The organism is Paraglaciecola mesophila KMM 241, from assembly GCF_000315015.1.
Taxonomy (GTDB): Bacteria; Pseudomonadota; Gammaproteobacteria; order Enterobacterales; family Alteromonadaceae; genus Paraglaciecola; species Paraglaciecola mesophila.
Genome location: NZ_BAEP01000062.1, coordinates 95478 through 114133 on the forward strand (window position 1 = coordinate 95478; position 18656 = coordinate 114133).

The 18656-nt window shown below is 44.7% G+C and carries 16 protein-coding genes and 3 tRNA genes; 1 reads left to right on the forward strand and 18 read right to left on the reverse strand.

Features of this window, described 5'->3' with window-relative positions; genetic code table 11:
• Positions 1-62: 62 nt before the first annotated feature.
• The 9 genes from GMES_RS15510 to GMES_RS15550 all read right to left on the reverse strand — a co-directional run bounded on the left by GMES_RS15510 (position 63) and on the right by GMES_RS15550 (position 7889).
• Complete coding sequence (locus GMES_RS15510; protein ID WP_006993686.1) at positions 63-1193, reverse strand: sodium ion-translocating decarboxylase subunit beta; 1131 nt, start codon at positions 1191-1193, stop codon at positions 63-65.
• A gap of 9 nt (positions 1194-1202) precedes the next feature.
• On the reverse strand, positions 1203-2993 hold the full coding sequence (gene oadA, locus GMES_RS15515; RefSeq protein ID WP_006993687.1) for a sodium-extruding oxaloacetate decarboxylase subunit alpha: 1791 nt from the start codon (positions 2991-2993) through the stop codon (positions 1203-1205).
• Positions 2994-3023: 30 nt separating this feature from the next.
• Complete coding sequence (locus GMES_RS15520; RefSeq protein ID WP_006993688.1) at positions 3024-3287, reverse strand: OadG family protein; 264 nt, start codon at positions 3285-3287, stop codon at positions 3024-3026.
• Positions 3288-3599: 312 nt separating this feature from the next.
• A tRNA-Arg gene (locus tag GMES_RS15525) sits at positions 3600-3676 on the reverse strand.
• Positions 3677-3724: 48 nt separating this feature from the next.
• Positions 3725-3801: transfer RNA gene (locus GMES_RS15530), tRNA-Arg, on the reverse strand.
• A gap of 106 nt (positions 3802-3907) precedes the next feature.
• A tRNA-Ser gene (locus tag GMES_RS15535) sits at positions 3908-3998 on the reverse strand.
• Between the two features lie 350 nt (positions 3999-4348).
• Positions 4349-4564, reverse strand: a complete 216-nt coding sequence (gene csrA / locus GMES_RS15540; protein ID WP_006993689.1) for a carbon storage regulator CsrA — start codon at positions 4562-4564, stop codon at positions 4349-4351.
• 134 nt (positions 4565-4698) lie between these two features.
• Positions 4699-7296, reverse strand: a complete 2598-nt coding sequence (alaS, locus tag GMES_RS15545) for an alanine--tRNA ligase (protein WP_006993690.1) — start codon at positions 7294-7296, stop codon at positions 4699-4701.
• 125 nt (positions 7297-7421) lie between these two features.
• A complete protein-coding gene (locus tag GMES_RS15550; RefSeq protein WP_006993691.1) occupies positions 7422-7889 on the reverse strand; it encodes a regulatory protein RecX in 468 nt (155 codons plus the stop codon).
• Between the two features lie 26 nt (positions 7890-7915).
• On the opposite strand from GMES_RS15550, the gene GMES_RS15555 reads away from it, so the two are divergent.
• Positions 7916-9070 (forward strand): GNAT family N-acetyltransferase, encoded by a 1155-nt coding sequence (locus tag GMES_RS15555; RefSeq protein ID WP_006993692.1) that lies wholly within the window; start codon positions 7916-7918, stop codon positions 9068-9070.
• A 70-nt stretch (positions 9071-9140) separates the two neighbouring features.
• On the opposite strand, the gene GMES_RS15560 is transcribed toward GMES_RS15555, so the two are convergent.
• The 9 genes from GMES_RS15560 to GMES_RS15600 all read right to left on the reverse strand — a co-directional run bounded on the left by GMES_RS15560 (position 9141) and on the right by GMES_RS15600 (position 18654).
• Positions 9141-9728: a DUF938 domain-containing protein gene (locus GMES_RS15560; RefSeq protein ID WP_006993693.1), complete on the reverse strand. Its 588-nt coding sequence runs from the start codon at positions 9726-9728 to the stop codon at positions 9141-9143.
• 75 nt (positions 9729-9803) lie between these two features.
• The gene (metH, locus tag GMES_RS15565; protein ID WP_006993694.1) at positions 9804-12428 is read right to left on the reverse strand and encodes a methionine synthase; all 2625 of its coding nucleotides are present in this window, start codon (positions 12426-12428) and stop codon (positions 9804-9806) included.
• Between the two features lie 88 nt (positions 12429-12516).
• On the reverse strand, positions 12517-13569 hold the full coding sequence (locus tag GMES_RS15570) for a homocysteine S-methyltransferase family protein (RefSeq protein WP_006993695.1): 1053 nt from the start codon (positions 13567-13569) through the stop codon (positions 12517-12519).
• Between the two features lie 38 nt (positions 13570-13607).
• Positions 13608-14534 carry a homoserine O-acetyltransferase MetA gene (gene metA, locus GMES_RS15575; RefSeq protein ID WP_006993696.1) on the reverse strand — a complete coding sequence of 309 codons (927 nt, stop codon included), beginning with the start codon at positions 14532-14534 and terminating at the stop codon, positions 13608-13610.
• Positions 14535-14848: 314 nt separating this feature from the next.
• Positions 14849-15253 (reverse strand): DUF2802 domain-containing protein, encoded by a 405-nt coding sequence (locus tag GMES_RS15580; RefSeq protein ID WP_006993697.1) that lies wholly within the window; start codon positions 15251-15253, stop codon positions 14849-14851.
• 36 nt (positions 15254-15289) lie between these two features.
• Positions 15290-15784 carry a chemotaxis protein CheW gene (locus GMES_RS15585; RefSeq protein WP_006993698.1) on the reverse strand — a complete coding sequence of 165 codons (495 nt, stop codon included), beginning with the start codon at positions 15782-15784 and terminating at the stop codon, positions 15290-15292.
• Between the two features lie 23 nt (positions 15785-15807).
• On the reverse strand, positions 15808-16671 hold the full coding sequence (locus GMES_RS15590) for a chemotaxis protein CheW (protein WP_006993699.1): 864 nt from the start codon (positions 16669-16671) through the stop codon (positions 15808-15810).
• Positions 16668-17447, reverse strand: a complete 780-nt coding sequence (locus tag GMES_RS15595; protein WP_006993700.1) for a ParA family protein — start codon at positions 17445-17447, stop codon at positions 16668-16670. The genes GMES_RS15590 and GMES_RS15595 overlap by 4 nt, the downstream gene beginning before the upstream one ends.
• Positions 17448-17514: 67 nt before the next feature.
• A complete protein-coding gene (locus GMES_RS15600; RefSeq protein ID WP_006993701.1) occupies positions 17515-18654 on the reverse strand; it encodes a protein-glutamate methylesterase/protein-glutamine glutaminase in 1140 nt (379 codons plus the stop codon).
• Between the last annotated feature and the right edge of the window lie 2 nt (positions 18655-18656).

Sequence of the window (18656 nt, forward strand, 5' to 3'; positions counted from 1 at the left end):
AAGGGCTTAGCAGCGTATGTTGCTAAGCCCTTCCTAGTGGTGTACACAATTTTGTAGCGGGCTTACCCCACCAGTGCCAATAAGATACCCGCAGCCACTGCCGAGCCAAGTACGCCAGCCACGTTCGGGCCCATAGCATGCATCAGCAAGAAATTATGCGGATTAGTTTCAAGGCCTACTTTGTTAACGACTCGCGCGGCCATGGGCACAGCAGATACGCCAGCTGCGCCAATCAATGGATTAATTTTCTCGCTGGAAAGTTTACCCAAAGCTTTAGCCATCAAAATACCTGCCGCAGTACCAATTGAAAATGCAATTGCCCCTAAGCCCAAAATACCTAAGGTTTCGATGGTCAAAAACTTATCTGCTGATAATTTGGAGCCAACCGCTAAACCAAGAAATATCGTGACGATATTAATCAATTCGTTCTGGGCAGTATTGCTTAAACGGTCAACCACTCCCGACTCTTTCATCAAATTACCTAAGCAGAACATCCCAACTAATGGGGTTGCCGAAGGTAAGAATAAAATTGTCGCCAGTAAAACCGCTAACGGGAAGATGATTTTCTCACGTTTAGAGACCACTCTCAGTTGCGCCATCTTGATGTTACGTTCATCTTCAGTGGTCAATAAGCGCATTATTGGTGGCTGAATAATAGGCACCAACGCCATGTATGAATAAGCTGCAACGGCAATAGCACCTAATAATTCCGGCGCTAGTTTCGAGGCTAAAAATATTGCTGTTGGTCCATCAGCTCCGCCGATAATGGCAATTGCCGAAGCATCTTTTAACGTAAATTCAAACCCCGGGACCAGATTCAATGCAATCGCGCCAAACAAAGTACCGAAAATACCAAACTGTGCGGCAGCGCCCAGCAGCAGCATTCGGGGGTTAGCGATTAAGGCGCTAAAATCGGTCATAGCCCCCACCCCCATAAATATGAGTAGCGGGAACACCCCAGTTTCGATCCCTACATAATATATGTAGTAAAGCAGGCCGCCCGGATCGCTAAACCCTGCCAATGGAATATTGGTTAAAATCGCACCAAACCCAATCGGTACGAGTAGTAAGGGCTCGAACTTCTTTACGATCGCCAAAAATAGCAACAAGCACCCAACGGCCATCATTACAATCTGACCAATTTCGAAATGGGCTAACGACGTGCTTTGCCAAAGTAAGGTTAATTTATCCATAAATAATCCCTACGCTAACGTCAGCATGGTTTGGCCTGACTGCACTGCATCACCTTCTTTAACCAATATATCTTGGATGGTACCTGAAGCGGTGGAGCGAATTTCGGTTTCCATTTTCATCGCTTCCATAATGACAATCACATCGCCTTCACTGATTGAATCTCCTGGGCGCACGAGCAACTTGAAAACATTACCAGCTAGTGGTGCCACAACATCTTCACTTGCAGCGGATACCGGCGCAGGTGTAGCAGGTGCATTATTTTGAGACGCTTTGTCTGCTACCTGAATATCTGTCAGCTCTCCACCTTGAGCCACTTCAACAGCGTAGACTTTGCCATCAACTCTTACAGAGTAGGATTCTGTGGCTTTACTTGGTGTTACACTCACCGCTGCGCTAGGGTTAATATCGTCAGCAGAGGGTACGGGCTCAAATGCATCGGGGTTATGGCGATTCTTCAAGAATTTTAAGCCAATCTGAGGGAATAGCGCATAAGTTAGTACATCGTCTATCGCATTCTCAGCGAGCGTAATCCCTTGCTCTTTAGCTTGATTTAGTAAATCTTGCTCTAAGGAGTCTAATTCATCATCCAATAAATCAGCTGGTCGGCAAGTTATTGCTTCTTTACCATCCAACACACGTGCTTGTAGCTCAGCATTCACTGGCGCAGCGGTGGCGCCATACTCACCTTTTAATACACCAGCCGTTTCTTTGGTAATGCTTTTATAGCGCTCGCCGGTTAGCACGTTAAGTACCGACTGTGTACCGACGATTTGAGAAGTAGGAGTAACAAGCGGAATAAAACCGAGGTCTTCGCGCACCCGAGGAATTTCCTTTAGGACTTCATCTAATTTGTCCTGAGCGCCTTGCTCAACTAACTGCGATTCCATGTTAGTCAACATACCGCCAGGCACCTGAGCTAATAAAATACGTGCATCCACCCCTTTTAAACTGCCTTCGAACTTAGCGTACTTTTTACGAACGTCTCGAAAGTAAGCTGCTATTTCTGCTAGTAAGGGTAAATCAAGGCCTGTGTCTCTTGGTGTATCTTCAACAATCGCCACCATGGTTTCTGTTGCACTATGGCCATACGTCATACTCATGGACGAGATGGACGTATCCAACATGTCGATCCCTGCGTCAATCGCCTTCTGATAGGTTGCTGTACTCAAACCGGTAGTAGCATGACACTGCATGGCGATAGGCACGTTCACGGTCTCTTTGAGGCGCGTAATAAGCTCTTCACATACATACGGCTTAAGCAAACCGGCCATATCTTTTATGCAGATAGAATGTACACCCAAATCCTCTAACTGCTTTGCCATATCAAGCCACAGTGGCAACGAGTGCACGGGGCTTACGGTATATGAAATAGTGCCTTGGGCATGTGCGCCCACTTTGATTGCCGCACCTAGGGCGGTTTTGAGATTCCGAATGTCATTCATTGCGTCAAAAATACGAAAAACATCTACACCACTGGTGTGGGCACGCTCAACAAACTTTTCGACCACGTCGTCAGCATAATGTCGATAACCCAACAGGTTTTGCCCGCGTAAAAGCATTTGCTGCTTAGTATTCGGCATAGCCTTTTTGAGCAAACGAATACGCTCCCAAGGATCCTCGCCTAAGTAGCGAATGCAGGAATCAAATGTTGCGCCGCCCCATGTTTCTAAAGACCAGTATCCGACCTGATCAAGCTTTGCCGCAATGGGCAGCATATCTTCAATACGCATACGCGTAGCAAGTAATGATTGGTGTGCGTCACGCAGCACTACATCCGTGATGGCTAGAGGTTTTGACATCTTGGGTTCCTATTAAACAATAAGTAAAAATTAACGTTGGCGACGGTACTGATCAACAGCGGCAGTGATGGCCGCAACCACAGGCGCGGAAACGCCTGACTGATTAGCTGCGGGAGTCGCGCGGTTACGAGGCTGGTTGAGTACGGACAATTCTTCTTCGGGAAATTTAGCACACGCCCATGCAATCAAGTTTACAGCGCCAATCAATAAGGTCAGAAATAGAAAAACCACTGACATCCCCACTAAAAGGAGCATCCCAGCTTCAAGTAATAACGACATTACATCAGGTTGCATAGTTAGTATTTCTCCGGTAACTGACAAAACGACCCGATAAGTACCATGTGCACTGAAATAACACAACTTTTAAGGCGGTTTAAAAAGGAATAAAAAATAAGGAATAATTCACTTTTCTTGCATGAATACCCAAAAAATAGCTATTACACCTGCTTAACCCAAATATTGTAGGGAAAAATCAGGTTAACATTGTTTAATGTTAGATGATTAGCAGCGCGTCAGAATCGTGAGGAAGCACCACAACGCCCGTGATGTATGGAAAAGCGAAATGTTGAGCAAAAAAAACCCACTGAGATCAGTGGGTTTTTGATGTGGTGCGCATGGAAGGATTCGAACCTCCGACCACCTGGTTCGTAGCCAGGTACTCTATCCAGCTGAGCTACATGCGCAAAAACGGGATAAATTTAATATTAGACTATTTATATTAAACTTAATAATGGTGCGCATGGAAGGATTCGAACCTCCGACCGCCTGGTTCGTAGCCAGGTACTCTATCCAGCTGAGCTACATGCGCAAAATCGTTATTGAATAAAACATATTAGGCACTCTACCTTGTTTTACTCAAGCTTATTTCCTTTAGTCTAAGCTTCTTAGCAATCTAATGATTACCGTTTAAGTTATGGCGGAGAGGGAGGGATTCGAACCCTCGATACGAGTAATACGTATGGTTCCTTAGCAGGGAACTGGTTTCAGCCACTCACCCACCTCTCCGGAAAACCGCTAAATTGTTGCTACTGATTTAGTCTTAGTTTGAGTATTATGCCAAAGCATAAACCATCTTACAAAGGCCTTATTTACTTAACTTCCGTAGCGTTGGAAGCGCCTTTCACCGTTTGGTGTCTCTCCTAAATCTGGAGCCGAAGTTTACCGACACACAGAAGTAAGTCAAACACTTTTTATAAAGATCTTTACTGCTTGCTGCTATTTTGAGCTGTTCGTACAAAAAGCGTCTTAAACGTATGATAATTCATCGCTAAAATGCGTATATCTTAAAATTAGCCACAGTTTTTTCGCATAAAAAAAGCTGGATAAACCAGCTTTTTTTATCGGAAAAAATAAAATTAATTATCTTCATCCGATGATGATGAGTCATGTCCTGCAAGCTGACCGTTTTTTTCAGCTTGAATTCGCATGTAAATCTCTTCTCTGTGCACAGATACTTCTTTAGGCGCGTTAACACCAATTCTTACCTGATTACCTTTTACCCCTAATACCGTTACAGTGACTTCGTCACCGACCATTAAGGTTTCACCAACACGACGGGTCAAAATTAGCATTCTCTAGCTCCTTATCCGTTTACAAAAAATAATCCCTAATTAAAACTAGCGTATCCCTTTGAAATAACCAAAGAATTACACACTCGACGCTTCCTTATTTTTGTTGTCACGGCAAAAATTCGTCGGTTTTACGTTTATAGCCTTTCTTGCAACCACTCTTTAACAGAAGCAATTGCAGTGTCTAAGTTCTCAGGTTGAGAGCCACCAGCTTGCGCCATATCAGGACGTCCGCCGCCTTTCCCACCTACTTGCTGAGCCACAAAATTGACTAACTCACCAGCTTTCACCTTTTGGGTTAAGTCTTTAGTAACGCCAGCAATTAAACTAACCTTATCGCCAGTTGCTACCCCTAAAAGGATAACGCCACTGCCAATTTGATTCTTTAGATCATCTATCATGGTGCGTAATGCCCCACTTTCAATGCCTTGTACATGATAAGACAATACTTTTACCCCATTTATTTCATTTATCTGGGATAAAAGATCACTTCCTGCACTATTTGCTATTTCCTGCTTGAGTTTAGCAACTTCTTTTTCGAGCGTTTTGGTCTGCTCAATAAGTTGAACAACGCGCTCACCCGCAGTACTCACATCTGTTTTTAAGACTGCGCTAATAGAACTTAGTTCGAATGTTTGTTGCTGTACATAGTGTAGTGCAGTCAAACCTGTTACCGCTTCTATTCGTCGCACGCCTGACGCGATACCGCTCTCTGAGATGATTTTGAATAATCCAATGTCCCCTGTACGTTCAACGTGAGTACCGCCGCACAGTTCCATCGAGAAGCTCCCCATAGACACTACACGCACCTCATCATCGTACTTCTCACCAAACAAGGCCATTGCGCCAGCCTCTTTCGCTTGCTCTAAGCCCATTAATTTAGTCTGTAGCGGATGATTGGCGAGGATCTGCTCATTCACCATAGTTTCCACAGCCAGCACTTGTTCTTTACTCATGGCTTCAAAATGCGAGAAGTCAAAGCGCAAGCGATCCGCCTGTACTAAAGAGCCTTTCTGGTTTACATGCTCACCTAGAATTGATTTCAGTGCAGCGTGCATTAAATGCGTTGCACTGTGATTTAGCTTAATTGCATGGCGACGAACACCATCAACTTTTGCTAGTACGCTATCTCCCACACTTAGCTTGCTAAGCGCAGCACCCTTGTGGGCTATAGCCTTTCCTAACTTGACTGTATCTTTTACGCTGAAACCACCCTCGTCGGTGACTAAAGTACCAGTATCACCAGCTTGACCACCCGCTTCGGCATAAAAAGGGCTTTCATCCAAAATAACCGTACCCTCAGCACCTGCTGCTAACTCACTTACCGATTGCCCTTGGAAAAACAGCTCTGTGACTGTTGCGGTGTTATCTTCATGTTCATATCCCACAAAGATTGACTCTAAATCGCTGCGAAGTTGTTCGTTGTAGTCCACGTCAAAGTTACTGGCTTTTTGGGCTCGTTTTCGCTGCTCAGCCATCGCCTGCTCGAACCCTTGCTCATCAATGCTCAAGCCTTTTTCTCGGGCTACATCATTGGTCAAATCTGCAGGGAAGCCGTAAGTGTCATAGAGTTTAAAGACCACATCACCCGGTACCACTTTGCCTTCAAGCTCGTTCAAAGCATCGTTTAGAATCAGCATTCCGCGCTCAAGCGTGCGGGAAAACTGCTCCTCTTCCACTCGAAGCACTTTTTCAATCACTGCTCGTTGTTCGTTTAGCTCTGGATAAGCCTCGCCCATCTCTGTGGCCAATGCTGCTACTAATTTATAAAAGAACACGCCGGTTGCACCAAGCTTATTACCGTGACGCACAGCGCGGCGGATAATACGACGCAGTACATATCCTCGCCCCTCATTCGATGGCATGACCCCGTCTGAAATAAGAAAACTACAGGAGCGAATGTGATCGGCCACCACACGCAACGATTTGTCCTCAAGACTTGTCACCCCCACAATCTTTGCAGTGGCTTTGATCAAGTTTTGGAAAATATCAATTTCATAGTTGCTGTGCACATTTTGTATAATAGCCGAAATACGTTCTAGCCCCATCCCGGTATCGATCGACGGTTTAGGCAATGGCAACATATCGCCATTGGCTTGACGATTGAACTGCATGAAAACCAAGTTCCATATTTCGATAAAACGATCGCCGTCTTCCTCAGGTGAGCCAGGAGGGCCGCCCCAAATGTGTTCACCGTGATCATAGAATATTTCAGAACAAGGTCCACAAGGACCGGTGTCACCCATTGACCAGAAATTATCTGAGGTGGCAATCCGAATAATTTTTTCTTTAGGAATGCCAATGTCATTGTGCCAAATGTCAAATGCCTCGTCGTCCTCTGAATAAACAGTGACTAACAACTTTTCTTTCGGCAGTTTCAATTCTTCGGTTAAAAAAGACCATGCATAACCAATGGCTTGGTGCTTGAAATAATCACCAAAGCTGAAGTTACCTAGCATTTCAAAAAAGGTGTGATGACGCGCCGTGTAGCCTACATTTTCTAAATCGTTATGTTTTCCGCCCGCTCTAACACACCGCTGAGAAGAGGTCGCACGGGTGTACTTGCGCTGTTCAGTGCCTAAAAACACATCTTTGAATTGGTTCATGCCCGCATTGGTAAATAACAACGTGGGATCGTCGCTCGGAACCAGAGACGAACTAGAAACTTTTTGATGCCCTTTGTCTGCAAAAAAGTTTAAAAAGGCTTGCCGAATTTGCGCTGTGCTCTTACTCATGGATGATCCTGAAACAACATTTATTGATTTGAGGGTAAAAATGGCCTCAAACGGCCATTTTTAACTATTTATTAGTCGGCAAAGATAGCATGTTTTTTGCTAACTTGTTAAGGACTTCAAGGCACTTAGCGCATGCTTTTCATTGCGCGAATTTGCTCATGGCTAAAGCCTCTGTATTGCATAAAACGATTTCGTTTTTGTTGCTCCTGCCAATCCTTCGCGGGCTTTCGACCAAACTTTTTTTCAGCCACTTGAATGGCGAGCGCATCCCAATCTATCCCTTGCTCGGTAATAGCTATGTCTATGAGCTCAGGTGCAATTGCGTGCTGACTTAGCTCACTACGTATGATTTTTTCACCTTTGCCCTTTGCTACTCGACTGCGTACAATCATCTCGGCATAACGCAGCTCGCTCTGAATGTCTGCTTCACTAAATTGAGCAATACGCTCTTCGCATAACACCTTGTTATACCCCTTAGCGGTCAATTTCTGTAACAATTCGTGACAACTATGCTCGCGCATCGATAAATATTTGGTAATACTATATTTAATGTTCTTACTGTCGTTATCTGTCATATCAGGTAATATATTCACCCATCAAAGGGATCCTGTAGAGTGTTATGCGCCAAATATTTGATTTTAAATTTCTAAGCGGCATAGAGCAAATAGACAGTGAGTGTTGGAACGCGATTGCTGAGCAAAGTGACCCGTTTCATCAATATGCTTTTATTGAAGCTCTGGAGCTTTCAAAATCTGTGGAAGCCAAAACAGGCTGGCACCCGCAACACCTCACAATTTATAATAATGACACTTTGGTAGGCATTCTACCTTTGTACACAAAAAATCATAGCTACGGGGAGTACGTGTTTGATTTCGCTTGGGCTAATACCTATCGCGAATACGGTCTAAATTACTATCCCAAATTGATCAGTGCCATCCCCTTTACTCCAGTGCCAGGTTCGAGATTGATGTTAAAAACCGGTACAGATAAATCACAATTGCTACCACAGCTTTGTAAAGCCATTCAAACTTACGTTTCGCAAAATAGACTTTCATCTATGCATTGGTTGTTTGTACCCGAGGATTTAAGCGCAGCATTAAATGTACATCAGCACATGATGCGCAGGGCAGTTCAATTTCAATGGTTTAATCGGGACTACCAACATTATGATGAATTTTGCACGGCGCTTACCTCTAGGCGACGAAAGTCGATTAAAAACGAAAGAAGAAAAGTACGGGATCAAGGGGTAAAACTCGAAAGAGTCTTTGCTAACAACCTGACTCCTGAACATATCGACTTTTTCTATCAGTGTTATCAGCAAACCTACTTAAAACGCAGTGGTCATCAGGGTTACCTTAATCGAGATTTTTTCACCCGATTATACCACTCGATGCGTGACAACATTATGCTGGTGCTAGCCACCCGGGACGATCAACTTATTGCCAGTGCCCTTTACTTGTATGACGATAAGCAGCTCTATGGCCGGTATTGGGGAGCGATGGAAGATATCAACAACCTGCATTATGAATGTTGTTACTATCAAGGCATCGAATTTTGCATTGAGCAAAATATCGCTACATTTAATCCTGGCACGCAAGGTGAACATAAGATTTTACGCGGCTTTGAACCGATTTTTTGCTACTCAAATCATTGGTTAGCTGAGCCAGCATTTCATGACGGTGTAAGACGCTTTCTTAAGCAGGAAGACGCGGGGATCCAATCATATAAACAAAACGCCGCAGAACTATTGCCTTTCAAAGCAACTGAAGAGTAGATCACAAAATATCACGCTCAATCGCCGAGCGTGATAGATTTCATTTCTCTATTTAGGTTTATGTCAAACACTAAGGTTTACGCCAAATGAGCATGAAATTATTAGCAGGCATAGGCTGTTGTTCTACGAGCTTTAGCTCCCCTGCCCACTGCGTTAACTCTGCTATATCCCGTATGCCACCACAGCCCTCATTCAACAAGTGTTGGTTGAAATCATGATTACTTTGGCTGGTGAACTCCCCGTTTATCGTAAACGGCCCGTACTGACAAAACACACCACCTGAGGGTAACTCTTTAGCTACTGTCTGCATCATGATCTCAGCTTCATGAGGTTGCATGATGTGAGTGGTGTTCGCGGTATATACGCAATCAACCTGACTGACAGGCCAATCATCGGCCCCGACTTGAAACACTACAGGTTGATATAGATTAGGTGCAGGCAAGTCACCGAGCCAGGCTTGAATACTAGGGTGGTTACAGGCTAAATCACTGGTTTGCCAGTTTAAATGGGGTAACGCTGGAGCAAAATACACGGCATGCTGGCCAGTGCCAGAACCAATTTCGAGTAAATGCCGACTATCTTTCAATGCGCTTTTTAACACCGCTAGGATCGGTAGGCGGTTATTTTCGCATGAGGGACTATAACGTTTTTCAGTCATCGTACTTTGAATATCCTTGTGCAGGTTGTATTGCAACAGGAGCAGCTAATGGCTAAAAGCACATCGAATACAGTACTAAGCATGTAGATTCGGGCCTAGCCATTTCTCTGCTTCTAGTTCAGTCCAACTTTTACGCGTCGCGTAATCTAGCAACTGATCTTTTTGGATCTGTGCAACAGCGAAGTAACGCGCATCAGGATGAGAGAAGTACCATCCCGAAACGGCAGCCCCTGGCCACATAGCGTAACTTTCGGTCAATTTCATACCTGTGTTCTTTTCGGCATCAAGTAAGTCCCAAATGGCTTGTTTTTCAGTATGCTCAGGACACGCCGCATAACCTGGTGCAGGGCGAATACCTTGGTATTTTTCACGAATGAGCTCTTCATTACTAAGAGACTCATCGGGTGCAAAACCCCAGATTTCTTTGCGCACTTTCTCATGTAAATACTCGGCAAAGCCCTCTGCAAGACGATCTGCAAGGGCTTTAACCATGATCCCGTTGTAGTCATCACCGTCGGCGATATAGGCCCCAGCGAGTTCGTCCTCGCCTATACCTGCGGTCACTGCAAACGCACCAATGAAATCCGCTTTTTGCGACGACTTAGGTGCAATAAAGTCACTTAAACAATTATTAAAGCCTTTGGCTTTTTCTGTTTGCTGACGAAGGTGATGACAGACTTCTTGAACATGAGTGCGCGTTTCGTCTGTATAAACTTCTATATCATCTTCGACTCTGTTTGCAGGAAAAATCCCCATGACACCTTTGGCTCGCAGCTTTTTATTTGCGCACAAGTCATCGAGCATAGAGTTGGCGTCATCGAATAACGATTGTGCCTCTTTGCCGACCACTTCATCTTGTAAAATTCGGGGGTACTTGCCAGCCAGCGACCATGTTAGGAAAAATGGGGTCCAGTCTATATAAGCACGCAGCTCTGCCAGCTCTACTGACACGGTTTGAACACCTAGTTGTTTAGGTACTGGCGGTGTGTACTGGCTCCAGTCGAAGTCAAAGGCGTTAGCCCGTGCTTGCTCTAATGTTACTGGGCGACTACGAGGCTTCTTACGTGCATGTTGCTCTCGAACCACGTCATATTCTTTGGAAATTTGCTCTGCGTAAGCAGGCCGATGTTCTTTCGATATTAGCTTCTGACAGACACCCACCGCACGACTGGCGTTGGGTACGTAAACCACTGGTTGATCGTAATTCTGTTCAATTTTAACTGCGGTATGCGCTTTTGATGTTGTTGCACCGCCGATAAGCAAAGGTAAATCCAGACCGAGGCGCTGCATTTCTTTTGCCACGTATACCATCTCATCGAGGGATGGAGTGATAAGCCCTGACAAACCAATCATGTCGACGTTTTCGTCTTTCGCTACTTGCAAGATTTTAGCGCAAGGCACCATTACGCCTAAGTCGATAATGTCGAAGTTATTACACTGCAAAACCACCCCAACAATATTCTTACCAATATCGTGAACGTCACCTTTTACCGTCGCCAGCAAAATCTTACCGTTCGAGCTGCCTACTTCTTTGGTGGCTTCGATGTAAGGATTTAAATAAGCCACTGCTTTTTTCATGACTCGTGCAGATTTAACCACTTGGGGCAGGAACATTTTGCCCTCGCCAAATAAATCCCCTACTACATTCATGCCATCCATTAATGGCCCTTCAATTACATGTAGTGGTTTTTCTGCTTGCTGGCGCGCAAGCTCAGTATCTTCATCAATGTAATCGGTGATACCGCGCACAAGTGCATGCTCTAGGCGCTTATTTACTGGCAGGTCGCGCCACTCGAGGTTCTCTTTTACTTGCGCTTTCCCATCGCCTTGATATTTGGGTGCGAGTTCTAAAAGTCGGTCAGTGGCATCGGGATGACGGTTGAGAATAACGTCTTCAACCGCTACTTTTAGCTCGCTTGGGATTTGATCATACACTTCAAGCTGGCCAGCGTTCACTATACCCATATCCATTCCCGCTTTTATGGCATGGAATAGAAACACTGAGTGCATAGCTTCACGTACTGGATTATTGCCGCGAAATGAAAACGACACATTTGATAACCCACCAGATATGTGGGCATGGGGTAAACCTTGCCTGATTCTGCGCGTGGCATTAATAAAGTCCACGGCATAATTGTTGTGCTCTTCAATCCCCGTGGCCACCGCAAAAATATTTGGGTCGAAGATGATATCTTCAGGCGGAAAGCCTATTTTTTCAGTTAATAACTGATAACTACGCTGACAAATTTCAAATTTTCTATCTTCGGTATCCGCTTGCCCTACTTCGTCGAACGCCATGACAACGGTGGCCGCACCATAACGTTTCAGTAATTTGGCTTGATGTAAGAAGATTTCCTCGCCTTCTTTTAAGCTAATGGAGTTAACAATGGCCTTACCTTGAACACACTTTAAACCTGCTTCGATTACTGACCATTTTGATGAATCAATCATAATCGGCACGCGAGAGATGTCTGGCTCTGAGGCAATCAAATTCAAGAAGCGAGTCATTGCCGCCTCTGAGTCCAACATGGCTTCGTCCATATTGATATCGATGATTTGCGCGCCGTTCTCCACTTGTTGACGAGCAACATCTAGCGCTTTCTCAAAGTCACCTTCTAGAATAAGGCGTTTGAACATGGCTGATCCGGTGACGTTAGTACGTTCGCCAACATTGATAAAAGATGCACTTGCTTGGGTCATAGGTTACTCAATTTACTTAATTTTATTCACTTGCCATTTCACTAAGTCAAAACTCGTCATGGCTCAATACCACTACTTCAATCCGAATTTAGTGTACAAAGGGCTCAAGCCCAGAAAGACGTAGTTTTATTTCATGTTTTGGGATAACCCGCGGGGCAACGTCTTTAACCACGTTAGCAATAGCGGCGATATGCTCTGGTGTTGAACCGCAACATCCTCCCACAATATTGACGAGGCCTGATTGCGCCCACTCGCGAATATGCTCAGCCATTTCATCGCTTTCAAGATCATACTCGCCAAATTCATTAGGTAAACCGGCATTGGGGTGAGCGGATACCAAACATTCGGCCACAGCAGATACTTCATCAACATACTGGCGCAACAAATCTGGCCCCAAAGCACAGTTAAGACCGAACGAGAATGGATTTGTATGGCGCATTGAATAATAGAAAGCTTCTGCGGTTTGCCCAGATAACGTTCGACCTGAGGCGTCAGTGATCGTGCCTGAAATCATTATTGGTAACGTTTTGCCTAATGATTCAAAAACGGTATCTACGGCAAATAAAGCGGCTTTTGCATTTAACGTATCAAAGATAGTTTCCACCATAATTAAATCGGCGCCCCCCTCTATTAAGCCATGCGTCGCTTCTACATACGCTTCAACGAGCTCGTCAAACGTCACATTTCGCTCACCCGGGTCGTTCACATTAGGTGATATTGATGCCGTGCGACTCGTCGGGCCTAAGACTCCGGCCACAAAACGCGGTTTTTCAGGTGTCAGCGCTGTAAATTTATCAGCTGCTTTGCGGGCTAACTTTGCCGATTCTATGTTTATCTCTTTGGCCAATGACTGCATGTTGTAATCTGCCATGGATATGGTGGTGGCGTTAAAGGTGTTGGTCTCGATGATATCCGCACCTGCGGTTAGGTACGCACAATGAATATCAAAAATAGCGTCAGGCTGGGTAAGCGTTAATAAGTCATTATTGCCTTTTACATCACTATGCCAATCAGCGAATCGTTCACCACGATAGTCATCTTCTTGAAAGTCATGCGCTTGGATCATAGTGCCCATTGCGCCATCTAAAACGAGGATTCGCGATCGTGCGGCGTCTAGTAGTGCTTGTTCTGAGGTTACCATTGACACATTTTTTCCTTTAAAACTGATAATAAATAGGTCTAATCTTTTTTCGACAATGATGCCAAATCATAAGGCGTATTCTGATACACGTAATAGTTTAACCAATTGGTAAACAGCAAACTACCGTGAGCGCGCCAAGTGACTAAAGGCGCTTGTGTTGGGTCATCATCAGGATAGTAATTTTCTGGCATGTTGGGGGTTAATCCCGCTTTTACGTCACGCTTATATTCTTGATCCAAAGAATCAGGATCATATTCAGGGTGTCCCGTAACGAAGACCAATCGTTTGTCGTCTGAGGCTACTATATAAGCCCCCGTCTTTTCTGAACTAGCTAACACACTAAGCCCTTCAACCGACTCGTAGTCTGCTACGCTTATTTCACCATAACGCGAATGAGGGGCGTGAAATACGGGGTCAAAGCCGCGCATTAGTTCGTTGTGTTCATCCTTAACTTGATGAGCAAATATGCCACTGAGCTTTTCATCACGCAATCTGCGGTTTTTACCGTGAAAGTGATACAAGGCTGCATGTGCAGCCCAGCATGAAAATAATGTGGATTGCACATGACGCTGAGCCCATTCCAGCACCACTTTCATTTTTTGCCAATATTTTACGTCGTCATAATCCAACAATGCCAAAGGCGCGCCAGTCACAATCAATCCGTCGTATTGCTTATCCGCCACATCGTCAAAGTTTTGGTAGAACGCTTTCATATGAGATTCAGGGGTGTTCTTTGGCGCTTGATTGTCGATGCGTATCAAGTCCACATTGATTTGTAGCGGCGTATTCGATAAAAGGCGCAAGAACTGCACTTCTGTTTCCATCTTGTTAGGCATTAAATTCAAGATACCGACTTCCAACGGACGAATGTCCTGCATGGCAGCACGATCGGTATCCATCACAAAAATATTCTCACTATTTAGAATGCTTTGTGCAGGCAATTCAGTAGGAATTCGAATAGGCATAGTGGCTCCAAGATGTGTTTAGATAGGTTAAATCTGGAGCAAAACACCGTAAATGTCAACATCTTTACGTCTAGACGTCTAAACGTAAAAACTGCTTAAGCTCGAAAGTGCATCACTAGTTGCTCTTGTGTTCATCATTACAAGATTTAATGGTACAGGCATGCTGGGTAGCGAAATAATTAAATCGTTGGATTAAGCGGCTTAGAAGAGAATAAAGGTAGAAAAAAGCAAGTTAACGCTAGGCAAAAACCGAACGCTTTAACTTAGGAGTTATCAGCTATGAGCACCTGCAGGGTAACTTGCTCAACTGAATTTTAGCGTTTGTGTAGATTGTAGATTAGTTCAGCTTCGGCTTTTGGCATATCACATTCGTGCATCAAATCTTCAACTGAGTAACCACTGGCTACCAATTTAGCCGCTTGTTGGTACAAGCGACTTTGGGGATCCTGACTGGCGAGTTGCTCTTGTTGGCTAGCGGTTTGTCTTACCGTAGCGACGAGTGCTTTTATCTTGTCCCCCATGCCAATGCTGCCCACACGCACTTCTTGCAACTCTTGTTGGTTAGCAAGCAAATGCTCTTGTAACTCGCTCAACGATTCTTGTTGCCGATCATTCTGACGCTGCAATAAGGCAATACGTTTCGCCAAAACGGCGAAAGCGCCAATAAATAATAAAATGGCGAGCACGATAACCACGTAAATCAGATGGCTTATTTCCACAATTGCGTCCAGATCAGTTAATAACGAAACAGAGCATTAAATATTAGTTAACTCTTCCCACTCTTCATCACTTAAGAGTTTATTCAGATCGACTAAAATAAGTAACTCACCTTCTCGATTGCTCACACCTTGAATGAATTTGGCACTTTCTTCCGTACCTACATTAGGTGCGCTATCTATTTCTGATGAACGCAAATAAACGACTTCTGCAACGCTGTCTACCAAAATGCCGACTACTTGCTCGTCAGACTCAATAATGACGATACGTGTATTGTCTGTTAAATCTGTTGGGGCCAAGCCAAAGCGAGCACGAGTATCAATAACCGTTACAACATTACCTCGTAAGTTGATGATACCCAATACGTAATCGGGAGCACCAGGTACAGGGGCAATCTCGGTGTGACGTAATACTTCTTGAACCTGCATAACATTGATGCCATAGGTTTCTTCCCCTAGCTTATATGTTACCCACTGCAAGACTTCATCGTTTCGATCAGATGGTACGTTATTTGATGTTCTTTCATCATTCATTTTTAATACTCCAGCAGCAATTGCTAGTTGTCTTTACTATTCATACCTTGCTGCAAAAGTGAAATTAACTGCTTCACGTTTACCAAGGCACACATCTTTTTCTTTACCATACCGCTAAGCCAGATACGCTTTCCGTCAAACTTGCGCCATTTGACATCTTCAGGTTGTAAGGTGATCGTGTCAATAATACGCTCACACGCCAACCCCCAACCACTGCTATCTAGCATGATAAGATATTGATTTTTAGCTGAATCCGCCAGCTTTTCATTACATTTGTCCGGCATAACCCACATTGCAGTGTCGACGACTTTCATTTTTTCATCACGATGAAGCATCACGCCTTTAAACCAGTTCGGTTTGCCAAAAATAGGCGTAACATCAGTTAACTGGTGGATCCCGCCAAGCTCGGTGAGTGGCAGTGCGAGAGACAACCCGGCCACCTCGAATATAAGTGCCTGAAATGCTTCATGATAAATACCTGTATCTTCAGCTTCAGGGGGAGTCGCGTCTTGACTTTGCTTACTAACGGCATCCTCATTATCAATCGTGCTTACCGGCACGCTCTCGTGTTGCTCATAGCTGTGAAGTTTGGCGTCCTTGAGACTATGTTCAAATGCTTTATCCCTTGCAGGTTGCTCGTCAATACGTTTAGCAAGCACGTTATCGCTGTCAATTTTTGCAGGCTCAAGCACAACCTCACTGGAGACTGAGTTAGTAAGTTCTGTATGCAACACTGAGGCGGAGTCGAGTAACTTACTGACATGCTGTAGCGACGCATCTTGCTCAATCTCTTCGGTGAGTGGCGCATCCTGCTCGATATCTTCGGTAAGTAAGGATGACAGATACTCTTCCATTACGCTTTTTTTGCCTGGCGTTTTAGCACTCATTTCGCAGCCTCTAACAAACGTAAATGACGCAACAAACTTGTGTACGCTACCACGCCTCGTGCTTTAGGCGCATGGATTGATGGCAAGGCGTGGTTTGAACTGGCATCTCTAAACTTAGTATCGATAGGAATTAAGCCCTGCCAAACGGTATCACCATGGGTTTCCCGCAATGTGTGATAGGCGCCTATTGCCGCTTTCACGCGTTTATCAAACATGGTCGGCACTATGGTATAGCGAAACTCTTTACGTAATGACTGCTGCATAATGTTCAACGAGCCAAGCATGCGTTCTAACCCTTTAAGCGCTAGAAATTCGGTTTGAACAGGAATAATCACTCTGGTAGATGCAGCCAACGCATTGACCATCAGTACACCTAACACAGGCGGGCAATCAATTAACGCGTACTCAAACTCATCTTCGATCAACCCTAGCGCTTTTTTAAGGGTTAATCCCATACCACTTTGATTACCTAGCTTGCGATCCAATGTGGCTAGCGCCATGCTTGCAGGCAAGATGAACAGCGAGTCAAGTTTAGTCGGGCATAAGCAATCTAAAACAGCGTCTTTGTCTAAAGGCCCTTCGTGAATAAATATATCGTATAAACTGCGTGATAACTCGTCAGAGTCAATACCAAAATAGTAACTTAAGGACGCATGGGGATCGGTATCGATCAGGACTACCTTCGCTCCACGCTGCGCGAGCAAACCACCTAGGGTGACTGTTGTCGTAGTTTTACCGACGCCCCCTTTTTGGTTTGCTACTGTCCATACTTTCACGATAAATACCTTCAGTCGTCTGCTGTTTTTTTAACTCTCTCTCAAAAGTGTCAAAATACGTCAGTTTTTACGCCATCTCTTTTAAAATATGGCTTTCAAACGCATCTATAGAAAACTCTTTTTCAGCGAGACCTGCATTCATTACAGCTTGTGGCATGCCGTATACTACTGAGCTTAGCTCATCCTGCACCCAAATTTTTGCACCTTTACTTTTTAGCTTGCCGGCGCCGAGTTTTCCGTCAGAGCCCATCCCTGTGAGTATGACCCCTAAGACATCGCCGTGATAAACATGCGCAATTGACGAAAACGTAATATCGACGCAGGGCTTATACAATATATCGGCACTGTCTGGTGCATCATAAATTCGAAAAGAAACACGTTGACTGTCGCCCTGAACGGTCATTTGACGGCCGCCAGGCGCTAAATACGCTACGCCTGCTTTGACTTCTTCACCGTTTATCGCTTCTTTTACCGTCAATTGCGACAACTGATTCAACCGCTCTGCAAATGCCTTGGTAAAGGAGCCCGGCATGTGTTGCACAATAAATATGGGATAAGGAAAATCCCTTGGGATCGCAGTCAGTACTTTTTGCAAGGCAACCGGCCCACCTGTGGACGTCCCAATCGCTAAGCAGCGATACTTTTTACCCGATGGAATACCACTTGATGAAGAATGATAAAGAGGTGTTCCAAACGGAACACTACTGGTCTTTTGCACTGAGTGTTTAGCAGGATTTCGACTAACCGGCTTATTAAACAAAATCGCTTTAGGGGGGGCCACACGCGTAGAAGCGGGTCGCAGTCCGTGTTCTTTTCTGCACAAGCTTTTGACGCGAGATTGTAAAAGCGCAACTGCATCTTGACGATTTGCTGCGATGTCTTCAAACTTCTTGGGTAAAAAGTCCATTGCTCCTGCGTCCAGTGCATCCAAGGTGGCTTTAGCACCTTGAAGTGTCAAAGAAGAAAACATAATGATGGGGACGGGTTTACGAGCCATTATTTTTTTGACGGCCGTGATCCCGTCCATGATAGGCATTTCCACGTCCATGGTGACTACATCAGGATTAAGCGTAGCGACCATTTCAATTGCTTCTTGGCCATTTTTGGCCTCACCTATGACTTGCAAACTAGGGTCTTGCTCTAGAATTTCTTTAACACGGCGCCTAAAAAAAATCGAATCATCAACAACTAATATCTTGTATGCCATGT